The sequence below is a fragment of the Halorubrum rutilum genome (genome assembly GCF_042665015.1).
GTDB classification, from domain to species: Archaea; Halobacteriota; Halobacteria; order Halobacteriales; family Haloferacaceae; genus Halorubrum; species Halorubrum rutilum.
In genome coordinates this window covers 197,724-216,793 of sequence record NZ_JBHTBL010000001.1, presented here as the reverse complement: position 1 = coordinate 216,793, position 19,070 = coordinate 197,724, and the positions used below count along the sequence as shown (strand labels likewise).

Sequence of the window (19,070 nt, the reverse complement as noted above, 5' to 3'; positions counted from 1 at the left end):
TACGGGACGGTATGACCGAGGGCGACGGCGACGGGACCGCTTCGGAGGAGACGGCGGCCGGCCGGGGCGGCCGACCGTGCCCGCGCTGCGGGACGCCGATGTACCATCGACACTGCAAGTACGTCTGTCCGGCTCACGGCGTCGTCTACGACTGTAGCGACACCTTCTACTGAGCGCGGAGCGCCGCGGCGCCCCGGTTTTCGCTCGACCGGACCCCCTTCGCGTCTCTCGGATCGAGACGGAATCAACGGGCGTCGGGGTGAAAACAACAATGGATGTGCGAACTGTTATGTTCTTGGAGGTCGATTTTTCTGCCATGACCGGCGACCCGCTCTCGACCCTCTTCGCCGACCGCCAGGGGTCATCATGGTAGAGCACACCCAGGTTGCCCGGAGCAAGCGGATCCAGCGTCGCACGGGGAAGACGTTCCACGTCGCCACGCGGCTGCTGCCGGAGCGGATCCGCCACGCCACGTACGTGCTGTACGGCTTCTTCCGGATCGCCGACGAGGTCGTCGACGCGGAGGACACCGACCCCCCGGCCGAACAGCGCGCCGAGCTCGACCGGCTCCGGCGGGCCGCGCTCGGCGAGGAGGCGACGGACGACCCGGTGCTGGAGGCGTTCGCCGAGATCAAGGCCGAGCACGGGATCGCCGACGAGGACGTCCACTCGTTCGTCGACGCGATGGAGAGCGACATCGACACCGACCGCTACGAGACGTACGAGGAGCTGGAGGCGTACATGGACGGCTCCGCGGCCGCGGTCGGCCGGATGATGACGGCGATCATGGAGCTCGACGAGGAGACCGAGGCCGCGGCGCTCCCGCACGCCACCAAGCTCGGCGAGGCGTTCCAGATGACGAACTTCATCCGGGACGTCCGGGAGGACGTCGTGGAGCGCGACCGGATCTACCTCCCCTTGGAGACGCTCCGGCGGCACGACGTGACCGAGGAGCAGATCCTCGACCTCGAGTTCGACGCGAACGTCGCGGCCGCGATCCGCGAGGAGCTCGCCCGGACGGAGCGGCTCTACGAGGAGGGGGTCGCGGGGATCAAGTACCTCCCCGAGGACTGCCAGCTGGCGGTGCTGCTCGCGGCGGTGCTGTACGCTGACCACCACCGGCTCATTCGGAACCTGGGGTACGACACGGTGTCGACGACGCCGGAGCTCTCCTTTACCCGCAAGATCTCGCTGCTCGTCCGGACGCGCTGGAAGTGGCAGTGGAACAGGGACCCCGAGGCGGTGTTCTACGAGATGTGCCGCGGCTTCGACGGCGCCCGCGACCACCGGGAGCACGGGCCGCACGGCTCGGGCGTCGCGCAGTCGGACTGAGCGTGGGGGATCCGGGGCGCCGGGGACCGGGGCGTCGGGGGTCGGAATGAACCGGTCCCGCTTCGTCGGCCTCGCGCTGCTCGCCTTCGGACTCGTCTTTCTGTCGTTCGTCGTCCGCGGCACGACCCGCCTCCTCGCGCCGTACGAGCTGGCCGTGGCGCTGTCGGCGCCGATCCTCTTTGTCGCCGCGGGGCTGCTTGCGGTCCTCGTCGTCCTCGCGACGCTCGACGTGACGGGAGTTAGAGAGTTGGAGTGATCGACTTCTCCGCGCTGAACGCCTCCAACGCCCCGGCTGCTCGGCCGAACGCGACCGGCGACATCGAGATCAACCGCACGGCCCTAACCGCTCGACGATACGCTCCTGGCATCGAATCCGCGACGGACACCCCCAAAGCCCCAGCCGCGAGGACGACTTACGCTCGCTGCGCTCCTCAGTCGCTCGTTTCACTCGCTCCTCAGTCGCTCGTTTCACTCGCTCCTTGCGGTGCTTACGTCGCCTGAGTCGTCCTCGCGGCTGCCCCTTTGAGTCCCACCCCGCCCGCACAGCGACCGCACCTCACGCCTCCCCAGCCTCGGCGGGCGGGTCAGCGCGGGCGACGCCGCGCTGACCCGCCGCCTCCCTCGCGCGCTCCTCTTGGCCGCCGAGGGCGGCCACTCGGAGGCACGCGCCACCGCACCGGTTTATGACTGGTTGTCGTCGTCGCTCGCGGTTATTTAAATACCGCACAACAGAAGCCCAGTCGGTGACATCCGGGCGTCCGACCGAGGTGGGCGAAGTCGGAACGCCCTTTTGACCGCGGCTCGCAGGGGTCGTATGAACGTACGAACCGTTGCCGACCTCTCGCCGGCCGAGCGGCGCGCCCTCTTCGAGCGCGACGCCGGCGTCGACGCGGTCCGCGACGACGTGAGCGAGATCGTCGGCCGAGTGCGCGAGGAGGGCGACGTCGCCCTGCGGGAGTTCGCCGAGGAGTTCGACGGCGTGACGGTCGGCAACATCGACGTGACGGACGACGCCGAGCGCGCGCACGCCGAACTGGACGACGCGGACGACCCGGTCCTCGACGCGGTCCGCGAGGCCGCCGCCAACGTACGGGCGTTCCACGAGCGGCAGCGCCCCGAGGACTGGCGCGACGAGTTCGGCGGCCGGGAGCTGGGCCGCCGGTTCCGCCCGATCGACCGCGCGGGGGTGTACGTGCCCGGCGGCGCGGCGGCGTACCCCTCCAGCGCGCTGATGGGCGTCATCCCGGCGGTCGTCGCCGGCGTCGACCACGTCGCCGTCGCGACCCCGCCGGCCGAGGAGCTGAACCGGGTCACGCTCGCGGCGATCCACGAGGCCGGCGCCGACGCCGTCTATCAGGTCGGCGGCGCGCAGGCGATCGCCGCGCTCGCGTACGGCACCGAGACGGTGACGAACGCGCAGAAGGTGGTCGGCCCCGGCAACAAGTGGGTCACCGCCGCGAAGGCGGTCGTGCAGGGCGACGTCGAGATCGACTTCCTCGCGGGGCCGAGCGAGGTGCTCGTGCTCGCCGACGACACGGCCGACCCCGAGCTCGTCGCGGCCGACCTCGTCGCGCAGGCCGAGCACGACCCGAACGCCTCGGTCGTCGCGGTCACCGCCGACGCCGACCTCGCCGAGGCGGTCGCCGAGGCGGTCGACGCACAGGCCGCGGGGCGCGAGCGCGAGGAGACGATCCGCGCCGCCCTCGACAACGAGGCCTCGGGCGTGCTCCACGCGCGCTCGATGCCCGAGGCGGTGCTGTTCGCCGAGGAGTACGCCGCCGAGCACCTCTCGATCGTCGCCGACGACGACGAGGCCCTCCTCGACCGGATCTCGAACGCGGGCTCCGTCTTCCTCGGCCCGTACTCCCCCGTGGCCGCCGGCGACTACGCAACCGGCACGAACCACGTGCTGCCGACGAACGGCGGCGCGAAGCGCTACGGCGGGCTCTCAGTCGACACCTTCCTCCGGTCGTCGACGGTCCAGCGGCTCGACCGCGACGCGCTCGCCGACCTCTCGGAGACGGTCACGACGCTCGCGGAGGCCGAGGGGTTGGAGGCGCACGCCGAGAGCGTCCGGAAGCGGTTCGAGTGACTTACCGTCCCGCTGCCTCCCCGCACCCCGCCCCTGCCTGACCCGGAGCGGACGCTTGTCTCCGGAGCGGTATATACTGTCACAGATCAGTCCGAGCGGGTACGGGACGGTTCGTTCCCGCACAGTGTGTGCCGCCCCACCACAGAGCGGTTTAGACGGCCATATTCGGCTCATAGCAGGCTTCTTGCCCGTAAAACGCGGTTTTCGATCCGCAATGGTGGAAGACAGCGGCCAACGGCGGGAGTCGAGTTCGCGGCGTAAGTTCATCATGGCCGGCGGAGCGGTCGGCATCGCCGGACTGGCAGGCTGTACCGGTGGGAGCAGCGGCGGTAGCGGTAACGACGAGGCCGGCGCGGGCTTGGACGGCGGCGACGGCGGGGACGGCGGTGACGGGGGATCGGGCGACCCGATGCTTGCGGACGCCTCGGAGTTCGATCCAGCCGAGCCCAACTGGGAGGAGAATAACTACCTGATGACGGCGGTCTCGGAGAACGACTACTTCCAGGGGAGCCAGACGGACCTGGAGAACATGCGGAACCAGGACGTCGAGGAGATAGCTCACGGCGACCCGCCACGGGAGCTGCCCGACGACGAGAGCGAGTGGGTCGACCCCGACCCGCTCATTTTCGTGGACAAGCCCGGCGAGTCCGGCCAGACGCAGTACCAGGATACCATCCAGCCGCTGCTGGACCGACTCGAAGAGACCACGGGCCGGACGGTCGAGTGGCAGCCCGTCGACTCCAACGCGGCGACGGTCGAGTCGTTTCGGGCGGGACGCGGACACTTGGGCGATATCTCGACCGGAACGTCCGCCTTCGGGGTCAACCTCGGCGGCGTCGTCCCGTTCGCGGTCCCGATAAGTCCCTCCGGACAGTTCGGCTACCGGCTGCTGGCGGTCACCCGCGACGACGAGCACGATATCCAGTCGGTCAACGACTTCGCGCGCGACGACGTCGAGATCGCACACTCCGAACCGGCGTCGAACTCGGGCAATCAGGCGCCGTCGGCGCTTTTCGACCAGTTCTTCGACGTGACGGCCGGAGAGGACTACGAGGTCAACTTCTCGGGCGGCCACGACCAGACCGCCCGCGGCATCGCGGTGGGCGACTACGACGCCGGGCCGATCTGCAGCACCTGCGTCGACGACCTCGTCCAGGCGACAGAGGACATCGACTACGACGATTTCAAAGTGGTCTGGGCGAGCAACCCGTTCCCGCCGGGTCCGATGGTCCACCGCTACGACCTCCACCCGGACATCGTCGAAGGGATCAAAGAAGCGACCATCGGGACCGACTGGACGGACACCGAGTACGCCGAAAACACCGGTGAGGCCGAGTACGTCGAAATCGACTACAAGAACGTCTTCAACGACATCCTGATCATCCAGCGGTACAACGGCGTCGAGTACGAGAGCGGGAACCTGTAACGATGCTCGAAACGGACAGCCTCGGAAAGACGTACCCGACCGGTGACGAGGCGCTCAGCGACGTTTCCGTGCGGATCGACGGCCGCGAGGTCGTCGCGATGATCGGGCCGAGCGGGGCCGGCAAGAGCACGTTCGTCCGGTGTATCAACCGGCTGGTCGAGCCGACGACGGGGAGCGTTCGCCTCGACGAGACGGAGCTGACCGCGCTGGACGACGACGGGCTGCGGGACGCGCGCCGGAACATCGGGATGGTGTTCCAGGAGTACAACCTCGTCGAGCGGCTCACCGTGATGGAGAACGTGCTCTCCGGGCGGCTCGGCTACGTCTCGAACTGGGCGGCTCTCCGACGGAACTTCCCGCCGGAGGACGTCGAGCGCGCCTACGAGCTCTTGGACCTCGTCGGGCTCGACGGCATGGAGGACAAGCGGGTCGACGAGCTCTCCGGCGGGCAGCGCCAGCGCGTCGGCATCGCGAGGGCGGTCGTCCAGGAGCCGAAGATCCTGCTGGCCGACGAGCCGACCTCGAGCCTCGACCCCGAGACCTCCCGCGACGTGATGGAACTGCTCACCGACATCGCCGAGGACCGCGACGTGCCCGTGCTGATCAACATCCACGAGGTCGACCTCGCGGAGGCGTACGCGGACCGAATCCTCGGGCTCCACGCCGGCGAACTCGTCTTCGACGGGCCGGCGAGCGACCTCACCGACGAGTCGAAGGGAATCATCTACCGCGGCGAGGAGCCGCCGGAATCGGCCGCGACGGACCCGGACTGGCTGTCGGGTCCGGACGACGAGTCGAACTCGCGGAACGGGCAGAACGCCGGGTCCGACCGCCTGCCCGCGGAGGACTGACCCGTGGCGACCGAGTCGTCTTCGCCGACGGGGTCAACGGGCGCGGCGGATCGGCGGACGTGGCGGCGCCCGACCGCGTTCCGGAACCGGTACACGAAGTGGGCGGTGTACGGGGCCGTCCTCGCGCTCGTCGTCTGGTCGGTGGCGAGCCTACAGATCACCCTCGGGCGGTTCCTCTCGGGACTCGGCTACGGCTACGAGCTGATCGACTCGATGCTGCCACCCGAGACCGGCAGCGAATACACGCTCAGGCTGTTCGACCGCATGATCGAGACGATCGCGATGGCGATGGTCGCCACCGTCGCCGGGATCGCGATCAGCCTGCCGGTCGCGTTCGGAGCGGCGGAGAACCTCGCGCCGCGGCCGGTGTACTACCTGAGCCGCGGGATCATCAGCGCCACGCGCGCCATCGATGGACTGATCGTCGCGATCATCGCTGTCATCGCGCTCGGGTTCGGCCCGCTCGCGGGGATCGTCGCGATCAGCTTCAAGACGATCGGCTTCTTCTCGAAACTGTTCGCCGAGGACCTGGAGGACATCGACGTGGGCGGTGTCGAGGCAGTCCGAGCGACCGGCGCGACAGGCTTTCAGAGCGTGGTCTACGGGGTCGTCCCACAGGTCGTTCCGCGGTTCGCCGGCCTCGCCGTCTACCGATGGGACATCAACATCCGGTCGTCAACGATCGTCGGGATCGTCGGCGCCGGTGGGATCGGCGTCCTCCTCCAGCGAGCCTACCAACGGTACGAGTACGACTACGTGGCGGCGATCCTCGTCGCGATCATCGCCGTGGTCCTCGTCGCCGAGTTCGTGAGTGCCGTCGTCAGGCGGAGGGTCCAGTAATGGCGGGCGCCACGCGCGAGTGGAGCCGGTTCGACGCGCGCGAGCGGCTCTTCCGGATCGGGTCCGTCGCCGTCGCCGTCGCCGTCGTGGTCGCCTCGTGGGAGTGGCTCGACATGAGCCTCCAGTACGTGAGCACCGCGCCGGCGCAGGTCGGCGACCTCTTCGGGCGGATGGTCCCGCCGGACTGGGGGTACCTGCCGAACGCGGTCGGCCCGCTCGCCGAGACGATACAGATCGCCGTCGTCGGGACGATCGCGGCGGTGATGATGGCGGCCCCGGTCGCGTACATCTCCGCCGAGAACACGACGCCGAACCGGGCGACGTACGCCTTGGGGAAGCTCATCGTCACCGTCTCGCGGTCGGTCCACACGATCGTCTGGGCGCTGCTGTTCGTCGTGATGCTCGGGCCGGGCGCGCTCGCGGGGACCGTCGCGACCGCGGTCCGGTCGATCGGGTTTCTCGCGAAGCTCCTCGGCGAGGAGATCGAGGAGATCGACTTTGGACAGGTGGATGGAGTCCGCGCGACCGGCGCGAGCCCCGCTCAGCTGCTTATCTACGGGATCGTCCCGCAGATCAAGCCCGCCTTAGTCGGGCTCAGCGTGTACCGCTGGGACATCAACGTCCGCGCGGCGACGATCCTCGGGTTCGTCGGTGCCGGCGGGATCGGCGTCCAGCTGTTCGAGGCGATCGACTCGTTCGCGTGGCGGACGGTGTCGGCGCTTCTGGTCGCCATCCTCGGCGTCGTGCTGGTGAGCGAGGGGGTGTCGGCGTACGCCCGCCGGAAGGTGCGCTGAAACTCCCTGTCTGCGGGGCAGTCCCGGCTTCGGTCCGCCGAGATGGAACGGTAGGTAAGTACGAACGGCTCGCGCCGCGGTCGATCCGCGAACGGACGACGAGACACGAGATACATGATAATGACTCACGATACCGACGCCCGGACTGACGGACGGAACGACGAAGTCGTCCTCTTCGACATGGACGGCGTGGTCCTCGACGGCTGGGGGACCGATTCGGCGGTCCACGCCCGCGCGCTCGACGACGTCCTCGACGAGCGCGGACTGGAGGTCGCCGGCGACCGCCGCCGCTCGCTCGAATCGGACGCGTACGACGAGGGGTTCCGTGACGCCTGCGCGGCGCTCGGCGTCGACCCGGCGGCGCTGTTCCGCGCCCGCGAGGAGCGGAGCGCGAAGCGCTCGGTCGAGCGGCTGGCGGCCGGGACGAGACGGCTCTGTCCCGACGTCGACGCGATCGACGCGGTCGCCGAGCGCGTCCCGGTCGGGCTCGTGAGCAACAACTACCACCCGACCGTCGAGTTCGTCGTCGACCACTTCCGGCTCGACGCGTTCTCGTTCGTCCGCGGCCGGGACCTCGGCCCCGAGGGGTTCCGCCGCCGCAAGCCGGACCCGTACTACCTCGACGAGGCCCTCGACGCGCTCGGCGCCCGCGGCGGGCTCTACGTCGGCGACCGCGCGACCGACGTGATCGCCGCCGAGCGCGCCGGGCTCGACGGAGTGTTCCTCAGGCGCGAGCACAACGCCGACCTTGACCTCGGCGTCGAGCCGGCGGCCGAGATCGGGAGCCTCCGCGAGCTGATCGGGCTCGTCGATGCTGGCTCGCCCGAGGGGGCGGGGCGTCCGAGAGCGAACGGCGCGGACGACCGAACGCGGTGAGCGAGTTCGGCGAGCGCGGTGGGTGCGGGATTCGGAGGATCGGAGCGACGGTCACCCCGCCCCGTCGCCGTCGTCCTCCTCGGACGCGACCTCCGGGTACCACGCCGGCGGGACCGCGGCGGTGTCGCCGAGGCGGTCGTACCGGAACGCGACCCGGACCCGCTCCCCGGTCGGTTCGTGGACGTACGTCGCCGACAGTTCGAGCACCAGCCCGTCGGCGGTGACGAACGCGACCGACCGGAAGTCGTCGACCTCGTCGCCGAGCGCGCGCGGCTCGCCGCGCACCTCGATCCGGTACAGCGGGACCTCGGTGGCGGCCGCGCGGACGGTCGACTCGCTCCCGTTCAGAAACCGCCGGATCGGCTCCTCGGCGACCGTCGCGGCGAGCCTCGTCGCGTTCGGCGCCGCCGAGGGGGCGACGCGGCGGGTCTCCACGCCCGCCGGCCCCGCGGCCCGCTGGTAGACGGCGTCGCCGTCGGCGAACACCTCGACGACCCCGTCGCGGGTCGCGTTCACGACCGACGCGTTCGCGGAGCCGGTGAGCCGGTACCGGCGCGCCGACGCGACCGCGACCTCGACGCCGCCGTCGCCGGCGATCCCCACGCGACCGCCGGTCGCCGCGTCGAGATCGGTCGCGTTCGCCGGGCCCGAGGCGACGAGGAGGACGGACGCGGACGAGAGGTTCGCCGCGGTGGCGACGTGAGCCTCGGCGAGCGCGTCCGGGTCGTACACCCCGGTCAGGAAGACGCCGGGCGGCGTCCTGGCGGTCGACCCGATCGTCCCCGTGAGCGCCTCCTCGTCGAGCCCGAGGGACGCCGCGTCGTCGAGCGCGGCCGCGCCGCGCTCCGCGGACTCGGCCGTCCCGATCGCGCTCGCTGCGGCCGCGTACTCCCCGTCGGCCGGCGGCGAGGGCGCGACCGGGGCCGCGTCGCCGGCGGCGGGTCCGAACCCGGGGACGCCGGCGAGCGCGGGCGGTCCGCCGGCGGCGAGGACCGCGACGGCAGCCGCCAGCAGCGCGACGAGGACGACGGCGAGGAGCGCGCCTCGCCCGTCGATCGCCGCCGCCCGTCGGACCCGCGAGAGGCGGCGTCGGACGCCCTCCCGCCCCCCGTCGTCGGTCGCCGCGGCGGTCGCGAGGGAGACGCCGAACCGCTCGCGGAACAGGCGGTCCGCCGCGTCACGGTCGACCCCGTAGAGGAGCCGCTCGCGGAGGTCGGCCGGGGAGAGGTACGTCGCGCCGACCGCCTCGGCCCGCCGACGCGGCGAGGCGGAGAAGGGCCGTCGCGACCCGTCGCCGACGACCGCGTCGGCGTCGTCCGGGACGGGCGTCCCGACCGCGACGCGCCGCTCTCGGCCGTCGCGTCGGACGACGACGACGTTCGACTCGTCCGCCCGACGGACTCGCTCCCAGCCGCGCGCGGTCCACAGCGCGGCAACGAACTCGCGCCGCTCGGCCGCCGAGAGCGACCGGTACCGCCGGGCGAACGCCGCCTCTGACGGGACGCTCACGGGGCCAGTAGGCGTTCGAGCCACACAAACGTACCGCGGACGGTCGCGCTGGCCGGGACACCGGTCGGCGGGGATCGGAGGCGAGCGGCGCGGCCGGCGAACGTAACCGTCATCGGCAACGACGGGCGGGGTTCCGCCGGCAGGGTTTTTACCGTGCGAACGGAACTGGTTCGTATGAGCACCGAAACGGTCGACGCGTCGAGCGACCCGGCGATCGAGGTGACCCCCGACGCCGCGGAAGAGGCGCTCTCCCTGCTGGAGGGCGAGGACCTCGACACGGAGGAGGCCGGGCTCCGGCTGTTCGTCCAGCAGGGCGGCTGCGCGGGCCTCTCGTACGGGATGCGGTTCGACACGGAGCCGGAGGACGACGACCTCGTCGTCGAACACCACGGGCTCCGCGTGTTCGTCGACCCCGCGAGCCGGAACTACATCGGCGGGAGCAAGCTCGACTACGAGCACGGCCTGCAGGCGGCCGGCTTCGAGGTCGAGAACCCGAACGTCGTCTCCGAGTGCGGCTGCGGCGAGTCGTTCCGGACGTGAGGCGACGCGCCGGCCGCCCCTCCCCGCGTCGCCGTCGACGCACGTTTTTAACCGGTTCCGACCGGTAGTGACGGGTATGAGTCTCGACGGGTCGACGACGACCGACGGCGAGCGGGTGTACACCGATCGGACGATGGCCGAGCGGGGCGCCGAGGGGCCGTTCTACGTCGTCTTCGCGGACGCCGACGGGTCGGATCGGTGGGGATTCCGCTGCGGGAACTGCGAGTCGTTCGACACCGCGATGGACACGATGGGCCGGATCCAGTGCACGGAGTGCGGCAACATCCGAAAGCCCGACGAGTGGGACGCAGCGCACGAATAACCGCCGTCGAGAAATCGTGAGAAGGTTTATCACGGACGACGGCGAACGACGAGACAGATGGCCACTGCGAGCATCCCACCGACGACCGAGGCCAGAGACGTCTTCCGTGAACTCGGCTACACCGTCTCCGAGGGCGGACAGGAGTTCGTCGCGGAGCGGAAGTGGCGACGCGTGCTCGTGACGGTGCTTTGCATGGACGACGACGACCTGGACCCGTATCTGACGGACGGCGGCGAGACCCCGCGGCTTCGCTGTTTCGTCACGTGGCGCGACCGGGCCGGCGACCTCCGCGACCGCCTCGTCTCGAAGAAGCCCCCGTACGACTGGGCGGTCATCGGCATCGACGCCGACGGCGAGGACTTCGCGGTGATGGAAGGCGCGCCCGGCAGCCCCTGACGGCGTTTTCACCGCCCCGTTTTATACTCCCGTGCGTCCAATCAACGCGTGACATGGTGTTCAAGAAGATCACGCTGATCGGGACGAGCGAGGAGAGCTTCGACGCCGCCGCGGACGACGCGATCGACCGCGCCGAGGACACGCTCGAAAACGTCTACTGGGCGGAGGTCGAGGAGTTCGGCGTGGAGCTACAGAGCGCGGCCGACCGGGAGTACCAGGCGGAGGTCGAGGTCGCGTTCGAGCTGTCGGACTGAGGCGTCGAGAGCCTCGGACGAAGCGCCGAAAGCCTCGGACGAAGCGCCGAAAGCCTCGGACGAAGCGCCGAAAGCCTCGGACGAAGCGCCGAAAGCCTCGGACGAAGCGCCGAAAGCCTCGGACGAAGCGCCGAGAGCCGTCGAGGCGAGACGCTCGCGGGGGAGTCGCGGGCGGGTTCCGTTTTTTATGACCCCTTCGAGAAGCGCGGCCGAGCGCGCAGGCTATCGTCTCGACTGACACGTCTTCGTCGCGTGACGTCCGCCATTACCGCCGTTCCCGGGGGTCCGGCGGCGAGAGTGGGCGTCTCTGACCTACATATTTATGTGGAGTGGACACACACGGACAATCGTTAACAATGGTAAGTTCAGATTCGAATGTCGGAAACAAGAGTAACCGAACTGGCGATGTCGAGACGGATTCGGAAACCCGATCGTCGGTCGATCGACGACGGTTCCTGCAGGCCGCCGGCGCCGGCGCGACCGTCGCGCTGGCCGGCTGTTCGGGCGGTGGCGGAGGCGGCGGTCCGGTGACGCTCGGGGCCACGTACATCCTCTCCGGGTTCGCCTCGCTGTACGGCGAGGAGGCGGAGCGGGGGATCGAGTTCGCGCAGTCGGAGATCAACGACAACGGCGGCATCGACGGGCGGGACGTCGAGGTCGTCGTCCGCGACACGGAGGCGAGCGCGGACACCGCGATCCAGCAGATCCGGAGCCTCGTGCAGGAGGACGACGTCGACGGGCTGTTCGGACTCGACTCCAGCGGGGTCGCGCAGGCCGTGGCGCCGCAGGTGGCGCAGCTCCAGATGCCGTTCATGATCACCCACGCCGCGACGCCGTTCGTCACCTCGCCGGAGGGGGAACACGAGGACTCGGTCGGGAACGAGTACGTGTTCCGCGACTCCAACAGCCTCGCGCAGGACATCTACGGGGCCGCCCGCACCGCCGAGGGGCTCGACGCCACCGAGTGGGCCACCATCGGCCCCGACTACGCGTTCGGCTACGAGACGTGGGACTACTTCCAGGCGTTCTGCGACGGGCTCGGCGTGGAGGCCGAGTTCACGGCCGAGCAGTTCCCGGCGCTGGCGACGAGCGACTACACCCCCTTCATCAGCTCCATCCTCGACGCGGACCCCGACGCGGTGCTCACCCCGCTGTGGGGCGCCGACCTCACGACGTTCATCGGGCAGGCCGAGGACGCGGGCTGGTTCGACCAGATCGACCACACGCTGTTCAGCGTCGGCATGGGCACTGACTACCCGAGCGAGGGGAGCCCGCTCCCGGAGGGCGAGTACGCCTCCACGCGGTACGACCCGTTCGTGCCCGACACCGAGACGAACAACTCGTTCCGCGAGGCCTACTACGAGGAGTACGGGTCGCTGCCGACGTACAACGCCGAGGGCGCCTACCGCGCCCTCCACCTGTACAAGCAGGCGATCGAGTCGGCCGGGAGCACGGAGGCCGACGCGCTCGTCGAGGAGTTCACCGGGATGGAGCACTCGGGCCCGGTCGGCGACTACGAGTTCAGCGAGACGAACCAGGCGACGGTCGCGTCCGTCTGGGGCACCGTCACGTACGACGAGGAGTGGGAGAGCAACGTGCTCGACCCCGTGGACCGGTACGACGCCGGCCCCGAGGTGCTGTCGGAGGCGCTCGGCGACTCCGACCTCCCGACGGGAATCTAACCCGCCGCCGCCTCCATGAGTCTCCCATCTCTCGTTCCACTGATCGGGGTCGCCGACGTCGTCATCGGGCTGAGCCTCGGCAGCCGGCTCTTCCTGATCGCGGTCGGGCTGAGCCTCATCTTCGGCGTGCTCGGCGTCCTCAACTTCGCGCACGGCGGGTTCTACATGCTCGGCGCGTACGTCACGCTCGCCGTCGTGACGAACGTCGTGGACAACTTCTGGCTCGCCGCCGTCGCCGGCGCTCTCGCGGTCGGCGTCGTCGGCGCCGTCATCGAGTTCGCGGCGATCCGGCGGCTCTACGACCGGGTCGACGCCGACCTCGACCAGCTCATCGTCACGTTCGGGTTCGTGCTCGTGATCCACGAGACCGTCCGGTTCGTCTGGGGGTCGGGGTCGTACTCGATCGACCCGCCCGACGTGTTCAACTTCTCCGTGTCGCTCGGCGGGAGCACGTTCAGCGCGTACCGGCTGGTCGTCATCGGCCTAGCCGTCGCGGTGTTGGCGAGCCTCTGGCTGTTCATCACGCGGACGTACTTCGGCTCGCTGGTCAGGGGCACCTCCTCGGACCGCGAGATGGCGGCGATGCTCGGCGTCGACGTGCCGCGGCTGTACACCGGCGTCTTCTTCCTCGGGAGCGTGCTCGCCGGGCTCGGCGGCGCGCTCTCCTCGCCCCTGCAGTCGACCAGTCCGGCGCTCGGCGACCAGGTGATCATCGACGCGTTCATCGTCGTCGTCATCGGCGGGCTCGGCTCCATGAGCGGGGCGTTCGTCGGCGCGATGCTCATCGGCATGATGCAGAGCCTCGGCCCGCAGTTCATCAGCGCCGGTAGCATCGCGATCCCCTTCCTCGCGATGGTGATCGTGCTGCTGTTCCGCCCGGAGGGGCTGTTCGGGGGGATCGGCGAATGAGCGCGACCGACACCGGCGGCCGGGTCCGCGCGTTCGGCGCGGCCGTCGCCGACGGCTGGACCCGCGAACGGTTCGGCCTGCTCGCCGCGGTCGGCCTGGTCCTGTTGGCGTTCGGGCCGACGTTCCAGGTCTACCTGTTCACCGACTTCCTCGTCGTCGCGCTGTTCGCGCTCGGCTTCAACCTGCTGTACGGTTACACGGGACTGCTGTCGTTCGGACACGGCCTGTTCTACGCGGGCGGCGCCTACGGGCTCGCGATCGTGTTACGGGACCTGAGCCCGGTCGTCGCCGACGTCGTCGGCGCCGGGGTCGCCCCGCTCGCGACGTTCGTCGTCGGCGGCGTCGTCGGGCTGACGCTCGTCGTCGCCGTGGCGGTGCCCGTCGGGTGGCTCAGCGTCCGGCTCGAAGAGATCTACTTCGCGCTGATCACGCTCGCGTTCGGGATGCTCGGCTACTCGCTGATCATCCAGGACCCGGCGGGGCTGACGAACGGGACCGACGGGGTCATCGTCCTGCTCGGGAGCGTCGACCTGGGGGCCGCGAGCGTCCGGCTCGGCGGTCGGCAGGTGTACTACGCGCTCACGGTCGTCACCGTGCTCGCGACGACGTACGGGGTGTGGCGCGTCGTCAACTCCCCGTTCGGCACCGTCTGTAAGGCGATCCGCGAGAGCCCCGACCGGGCGTCCGCGCTCGGGATCGACGTCAGGCACCACCGCTGGATGACGTTCATCGTCTCGGCGACGGTCGTCGGGATCGCCGGCGTGTTGCGCGCGGGGCTCGCGAGCGTCGCGTCCCCGGGGCTGACGCACTGGTCGACGAGCGCGATCGCCGTCATCGCGACCGTGATCGGCGGCGCGACCTACTTCTCCGGACCGATCGTGGGCGCGTTCGTCTTCCTGTACATCCGCTGGGCGATCAGCCGCTTCCCGACGCTCGAAGCGTACTGGGAGCTGTTCTTCGGCGCGCTGCTCATCGCCGTCGTGCTGTTCTTCAAGCAGGGGGCCGTCGGCGGGCTCCTGCTGCTTCGCGATCGGCTGCTCGGGGACGGGGACGCCGGCGGCGGCGACTCCGGTGACTCCGGCGGCTCCGAGGCGACCGACGCGGGCGACGGCGCCGCGACCGATGGCGGTCGCGCAGCCGACGACGCGATCATCGACGGCGGTCGCGCAGCCGACGACGCGATCATCGACGGTGGTCGCGCAGCCGACGACGCGACCATCGACGGCGGTCGCGCAACTGACGACGCGACCGCCGACGGCGGATCCGCCGCAGGCGCACCGCGCGACGACTCGCGGCCCCACCGAGGTGACGACTCGTGACGACCGTTCTCAAGACCGAAGACCTCCGCAAGCAGTTCGGCGAACTGACCGCCGTCGACGACGTGTCGATCGAGATCGACGACGGCGATATCACCAGCATCATCGGCCCGAACGGGGCCGGCAAGACCACGTTCTACAACCTGCTGACGGGCGTGCTCCGGCCGACCGCGGGCTCGGTCTGGCTACGGAGCGGCGACGCCGCGGCGGGCGACGACGGCCTCCGCGACGTCACCGACGCCGAGCCGCACGAGGTCGCGCAGGCCGGGCTCTCGCGTTCCTACCAGATCACGAATATCTTCGAGGGGCTCACCGTGCGCGAGAACGTCCGGGTCGCCCGGATCAGCCACGAGAAGACGCGCCTCGACTTCCGGTCGCGGGCGACCGGGGACGAGGCGGTCGAGGCGGACATCGAGGAGCTGCTGGAGCTGACGGGGCTCACCGGGATCGCGGACACGTCGTGTGACACCCTGAGCCACGGCGAGAAGCGGACCGTCGAGATCGCTCTGGCGCTCGCCATCGAGCCGAACGTGTTCCTGATGGACGAGCCGACCGCGGGGATGAACCCGACGGAGGTCACCGAGATCGTCTCGCTGATCCGCGAGCTCGACGCCGACCTGGACGCCACGTTCGTCGTGACCGAACACAACATGGACGTCGTCACCGACATCTCCGACCGGATCGTCGTCCTCGCCGAGGGCGCGATCCTCGCCGACGGGACGCCGGAGGACGTGCTGACGGACGAGCGGGTGACGGAGGCGTACCTGGGGAGTGATAGCGTATGACGATACTCGACGTCGACGACATCGACACGTACTACGGGAACAGCCACGTCCTCCACGAGGTCTCGCTCTCGATCGACGAGGGCGAGGTCGTGACCCTGCTCGGACGGAACGGGGCGGGGAAGACGACGACGATGCGGTCCGTCGTCGGCGCGTCGCCGCCGCGGTCCGGGTCGATCACGTTCCGCGGCGAGGAGATCGCCGGGAAGTCCCCGGACGAGATCAACGCGCTCGGGATCTCGCTCGTCCCGGAGGACCGCCGGGTGTTCCCCACCCTGACGGTCCGGGAGAACCTCCGGCTCGCGCGCAACCTCGCGAGCGACCCGCGGCCGGTCGAGGAGATGTACGAGCTGTTCCCCGCGCTCGACTCCCTCCGAGGGAACAGGGGGCGGAACCTCAGCGGCGGCGAACAGCAGATGGTGTCGGTCGCCCGCGCGCTGGTGCAGGCGCCCGACGTGCTGCTCCTCGACGAGCCGACCGAGGGGCTCGCCCCGGTCATCGTCGACGACCTGCGCGAGATCGTCCAGACGGTCGTCGACGAGAACGTCACCGTCCTGCTGACCGAGCAGAACGTCGACTTCGCGTTCGACCTCGCCGAGCGGGGATACATCATGGACACCGGCCAGATCGTCTTCGACGGCACCGTCGAGGAGATCCGCGACCGCGACGACCTCCTCGAAACGTACCTCTCCGTGGGGAGCGCGGATGCCTGAGGAGCTCACCCTCCGCCCGTTCTTCTGGCGGGCGACCCGGCTGTTCCCGGAGACGGAGGTCGTCTCGCGCACTCGCGAGGGGGTCGACCGGTACACGTACGCCGACTTCGGGGACCGCGTCCGGCGGCTGGCTGGCGCCCTCGCGGACCTCGGCGTCGAGCCCGGCGACCGCGTCGGGACGCTCGGCTGGAACACGCACCGGCACTTCGAGGCGTACTACGCGGTCCCCCTCTCGGGCGCGCAGCTGCACACGGTGAACCTCCTCCTACAGGACGACCACGTCGAGTACATCGTCAACGACGCCGCGGACGACGTGCTGATCGTCGACGAGGACGCCGTCGCGACGCTCGACCGGCTGTGGGACCGGATCGACGGCGTCCGCGAGGTCGTCGTGATGGGCGACTCGGTCCCGGAGACGGCGTCGGAGATACCGCTGTCGGCGTTCGAGGAGCTGATCGCCGACGCCGACCCGGTGGCGTCGTGGCCGCCGCTCTCGGAGGACGACCCGGCCGGGATGTGTTACACCTCCGGGACGACGGGGAAGCCGAAGGGCGTCGAGTACACCCACAAGATGATCTACGCCCACGCGATGATGGTGATGACGCCCGCCGCGCTCGACATCGCCGAGGACGACGTGGTGATGCCCGTCGTCCCGATGTTCCACGTGAACTCGTGGGAGTTCCCGTACGCCGTCACGATGGCCGGCGCGAAGCAGGTGTACCCGGGTCCGTCGCCGGACCCGGCGGACCTCGTCGAGCTGATCGAGGCCGAGGACGTGACGCTCACCGCGGGCGTCCCCACGGTGTGGATCGACGTCCTGGACCACCTCGACGAGCACGGCGGCGACCTCTCCTCGTTGGAGCGGATCGTCGTCGGCGGCAGCGCGGCGCCCCGGGAAGTTATGCGCCGGTACGAGGACGAACACGACGTGACGATCGAACACGCGTGGGGGATGACCGAGACGATGAGCATCGGGTCGGTCTCCCGGCCGACGTCGGCGATGGCCGGCGCCGACCGCGAGGCGGAGCTCGACAAGCGGGCGAAACAGGGGCTGCTCTCGCCCGGGCTGGAGATGCGGGTCGTCGACGACGACGGCGACCCGGTCGCGTGGGACGGCGAGGCGTTCGGCGAGCTGCTCGTCCGGGGGCCCACCGTCGTCGGCGAGTACTACGACCGCCCGGAGGCCGACGAGACCGACTTCGCCGAGGCCGACGACGGCGGGGCGCGGTGGCTCCGCACCGGCGACATCGCCACCGTCGACGAGGACGGCTACGTCGAGGTCGTCGACCGCGTCAAGGACGTGATCAAGTCGGGCGGCGAGTGGATCTCCAGCATCGAGCTGGAGAACGCCCTGATGGCCCACGAGGACGTCGCCGAGGCGGTCGTGATCGCCGCCTCGCACGAGCGCTGGCAGGAGCGCCCGCTGGCGTTCGTCGTGCCGAAGGCGGGCCGCGAGCTCGACGTCGAGGCCGTGCGCGCGTTCCTCGCCGACGAGTTCCCGCGGTGGTGGCTCCCGGACGACGTGCGGTTCCGCGAGGAGATCCCGAAGACCGCGACCGGGAAGTTCGACAAGAAGACGCTCCGGGAGGCCGTCGACGACCCGGACCTCCCGTACGCGCCCGGGGCGGGGGGCGAGGAATGAGCGGCGAGACCCCCCCGACGCCGGACGACGCCCTCCCGGACCTCTCCGGGGAGGTCGCCGTCGTCACCGGCGGCGGCCGCGGGATCGGGAAGGCGATCGCGCTCGGGCTGGCCGCCGCGGGGGCGACGGTCGTCCCCTCGGCGCGGACCGCGGCGGAGGTCGAGGCGGTCGCCGCCGAGGCCCGCGAGCTCGGCGTCGAGGCGCGAGGGGTCACCGCCGACGTGACCGACGACGCCGACGTCGAGGCGCTCGTCGACGAGGCGGTCGACGCGTTCGGCTCGCTCGATGTCCTCGTCAACAACGCGGGGTTCAACCCCGGCGACGCGCTCGGCGACCCCGCCGAGGTCGAGAGCGACGCGGTCGACGACGTGCTCGACGTGAACCTGCGGGGGGCGTTCCGGACCCTCCGCGCCGCCGGCCCGCACCTGAGAGCGGCGGGCGGCAGCGTCGTCAACGTCGCCAGCGTCGCGGGCGAGGTCGGCCTGCCGAGACAGCACCCGTACGTCGCCTCGAAGCACGGGCTCGTCGGGCTCACGAAGAGCGCGGCGCTGGACTGGGCGCCCGAGGTTCGGGTGAACGCGGTCGCGCCGGGGTACGTCGCGACGGAGCTCACGGAGACGCTCCGGGAGAACGAGCGGCTCCGGGAGTCGATCCTCGACCGGACGCCGCTCGATCGGTTCGCCGACCCGATGGAAATGGCGGGCCCGGTCGCCTTCCTCGCCAGCGACGCCGCGAGCTTCGTCACCGGCGAGACGCTCGCGGCCGACGGCGGCTGGACGGCGCGGTGAGTCGTC

General features: G+C 70.4%; 21 protein-coding genes. 20 read left to right on the top strand and 1 reads right to left on the bottom strand.

Going from position 1 to position 19,070, the window contains the following annotated elements; all coding sequences use genetic code 11:
* Nucleotides 1-11 precede the first annotated feature (11 nt).
* From ACFQMF_RS01130 to ACFQMF_RS01090, 9 genes are all read left to right on the top strand, one after another.
* Nucleotides 12-173, top strand: a complete 162-nt coding sequence (locus ACFQMF_RS01130; protein ID WP_256407280.1) for an HVO_2523 family zinc finger protein — start codon at nucleotides 12-14, stop codon at nucleotides 171-173.
* Nucleotides 174-366: 193 nt separating this feature from the next.
* Nucleotides 367-1,332, top strand: a complete 966-nt coding sequence (locus ACFQMF_RS01125; RefSeq protein WP_256407279.1) for a phytoene/squalene synthase family protein — start codon at nucleotides 367-369, stop codon at nucleotides 1,330-1,332.
* Nucleotides 1,333-1,378: 46 nt separating this feature from the next.
* Complete coding sequence (locus ACFQMF_RS01120) at nucleotides 1,379-1,588, top strand: hypothetical protein (protein WP_256407278.1); 210 nt, start codon at nucleotides 1,379-1,381, stop codon at nucleotides 1,586-1,588.
* Between the two features lie 558 nt (nucleotides 1,589-2,146).
* The gene (hisD, locus tag ACFQMF_RS01115) at nucleotides 2,147-3,424 is read left to right on the top strand and encodes a histidinol dehydrogenase (protein WP_256407277.1); all 1,278 of its coding nucleotides are present in this window, start codon (nucleotides 2,147-2,149) and stop codon (nucleotides 3,422-3,424) included.
* Between the two features lie 214 nt (nucleotides 3,425-3,638).
* On the top strand, nucleotides 3,639-4,850 hold the full coding sequence (gene phnD / locus ACFQMF_RS01110; RefSeq protein ID WP_256407276.1) for a phosphate/phosphite/phosphonate ABC transporter substrate-binding protein: 1,212 nt from the start codon (nucleotides 3,639-3,641) through the stop codon (nucleotides 4,848-4,850).
* Nucleotides 4,851-4,852: 2 nt separating this feature from the next.
* Nucleotides 4,853-5,701, top strand: coding sequence for a phosphonate ABC transporter ATP-binding protein (phnC, locus tag ACFQMF_RS01105; protein ID WP_256407275.1), 849 nt, complete (start codon nucleotides 4,853-4,855; stop codon nucleotides 5,699-5,701).
* A gap of 3 nt (nucleotides 5,702-5,704) precedes the next feature.
* Nucleotides 5,705-6,541 carry a phosphonate ABC transporter, permease protein PhnE gene (gene phnE / locus ACFQMF_RS01100; RefSeq protein WP_256407274.1) on the top strand — a complete coding sequence of 279 codons (837 nt, stop codon included), beginning with the start codon at nucleotides 5,705-5,707 and terminating at the stop codon, nucleotides 6,539-6,541.
* Complete coding sequence (gene phnE / locus ACFQMF_RS01095) at nucleotides 6,541-7,335, top strand: phosphonate ABC transporter, permease protein PhnE (RefSeq protein WP_256407273.1); 795 nt, start codon at nucleotides 6,541-6,543, stop codon at nucleotides 7,333-7,335. Before phnE (ACFQMF_RS01100) ends, phnE (ACFQMF_RS01095) begins: the two co-directional genes overlap by 1 nt.
* Nucleotides 7,336-7,449: 114 nt before the next feature.
* Complete coding sequence (locus ACFQMF_RS01090) at nucleotides 7,450-8,211, top strand: HAD family hydrolase (RefSeq protein ID WP_379791418.1); 762 nt, start codon at nucleotides 7,450-7,452, stop codon at nucleotides 8,209-8,211.
* Between the two features lie 51 nt (nucleotides 8,212-8,262).
* On the opposite strand, the gene ACFQMF_RS01085 is transcribed toward ACFQMF_RS01090, so the two are convergent.
* Complete coding sequence (locus tag ACFQMF_RS01085) at nucleotides 8,263-9,720, bottom strand: hypothetical protein (protein WP_256407271.1); 1,458 nt, start codon at nucleotides 9,718-9,720, stop codon at nucleotides 8,263-8,265.
* Nucleotides 9,721-9,894: 174 nt separating this feature from the next.
* On the opposite strand from ACFQMF_RS01085, the gene ACFQMF_RS01080 reads away from it, so the two are divergent.
* From ACFQMF_RS01080 to ACFQMF_RS01030, 11 genes are all read left to right on the top strand, one after another.
* Nucleotides 9,895-10,260 carry a HesB/IscA family protein gene (locus ACFQMF_RS01080; protein WP_256407270.1) on the top strand — a complete coding sequence of 122 codons (366 nt, stop codon included), beginning with the start codon at nucleotides 9,895-9,897 and terminating at the stop codon, nucleotides 10,258-10,260.
* Between the two features lie 76 nt (nucleotides 10,261-10,336).
* Nucleotides 10,337-10,582, top strand: a complete 246-nt coding sequence (locus ACFQMF_RS01075; protein ID WP_256407269.1) for a DUF5816 domain-containing protein — start codon at nucleotides 10,337-10,339, stop codon at nucleotides 10,580-10,582.
* A gap of 57 nt (nucleotides 10,583-10,639) precedes the next feature.
* Nucleotides 10,640-10,978, top strand: coding sequence for a DUF7116 family protein (locus ACFQMF_RS01070; RefSeq protein ID WP_092566821.1), 339 nt, complete (start codon nucleotides 10,640-10,642; stop codon nucleotides 10,976-10,978).
* A 53-nt stretch (nucleotides 10,979-11,031) separates the two neighbouring features.
* Nucleotides 11,032-11,232, top strand: a complete 201-nt coding sequence (locus tag ACFQMF_RS01065) for a dodecin (RefSeq protein ID WP_256407268.1) — start codon at nucleotides 11,032-11,034, stop codon at nucleotides 11,230-11,232.
* 356 nt (nucleotides 11,233-11,588) lie between these two features.
* Nucleotides 11,589-12,914, top strand: a complete 1,326-nt coding sequence (locus tag ACFQMF_RS01060) for an ABC transporter substrate-binding protein (RefSeq protein ID WP_303654637.1) — start codon at nucleotides 11,589-11,591, stop codon at nucleotides 12,912-12,914.
* Between the two features lie 15 nt (nucleotides 12,915-12,929).
* Nucleotides 12,930-13,823 (top strand): branched-chain amino acid ABC transporter permease, encoded by an 894-nt coding sequence (locus ACFQMF_RS01055; RefSeq protein WP_256407266.1) that lies wholly within the window; start codon nucleotides 12,930-12,932, stop codon nucleotides 13,821-13,823.
* Nucleotides 13,820-15,142 carry a branched-chain amino acid ABC transporter permease gene (locus ACFQMF_RS01050; RefSeq protein WP_256407265.1) on the top strand — a complete coding sequence of 441 codons (1,323 nt, stop codon included), beginning with the start codon at nucleotides 13,820-13,822 and terminating at the stop codon, nucleotides 15,140-15,142. Before ACFQMF_RS01055 ends, ACFQMF_RS01050 begins: the two co-directional genes overlap by 4 nt.
* Nucleotides 15,139-15,924 carry an ABC transporter ATP-binding protein gene (locus ACFQMF_RS01045; RefSeq protein ID WP_256407264.1) on the top strand — a complete coding sequence of 262 codons (786 nt, stop codon included), beginning with the start codon at nucleotides 15,139-15,141 and terminating at the stop codon, nucleotides 15,922-15,924. The genes ACFQMF_RS01050 and ACFQMF_RS01045 overlap by 4 nt, the downstream gene beginning before the upstream one ends.
* Nucleotides 15,921-16,634: an ABC transporter ATP-binding protein gene (locus ACFQMF_RS01040; RefSeq protein ID WP_256407263.1), complete on the top strand. Its 714-nt coding sequence runs from the start codon at nucleotides 15,921-15,923 to the stop codon at nucleotides 16,632-16,634. The genes ACFQMF_RS01045 and ACFQMF_RS01040 overlap by 4 nt, the downstream gene beginning before the upstream one ends.
* Nucleotides 16,627-18,276 carry a long-chain fatty acid--CoA ligase gene (locus ACFQMF_RS01035; RefSeq protein WP_256407262.1) on the top strand — a complete coding sequence of 550 codons (1,650 nt, stop codon included), beginning with the start codon at nucleotides 16,627-16,629 and terminating at the stop codon, nucleotides 18,274-18,276. The genes ACFQMF_RS01040 and ACFQMF_RS01035 overlap by 8 nt, the downstream gene beginning before the upstream one ends.
* Nucleotides 18,273-19,064 (top strand): SDR family NAD(P)-dependent oxidoreductase, encoded by a 792-nt coding sequence (locus ACFQMF_RS01030; protein WP_256407261.1) that lies wholly within the window; start codon nucleotides 18,273-18,275, stop codon nucleotides 19,062-19,064. Before ACFQMF_RS01035 ends, ACFQMF_RS01030 begins: the two co-directional genes overlap by 4 nt.
* The last annotated feature ends 6 nt before the right edge of the window (nucleotides 19,065-19,070 follow it).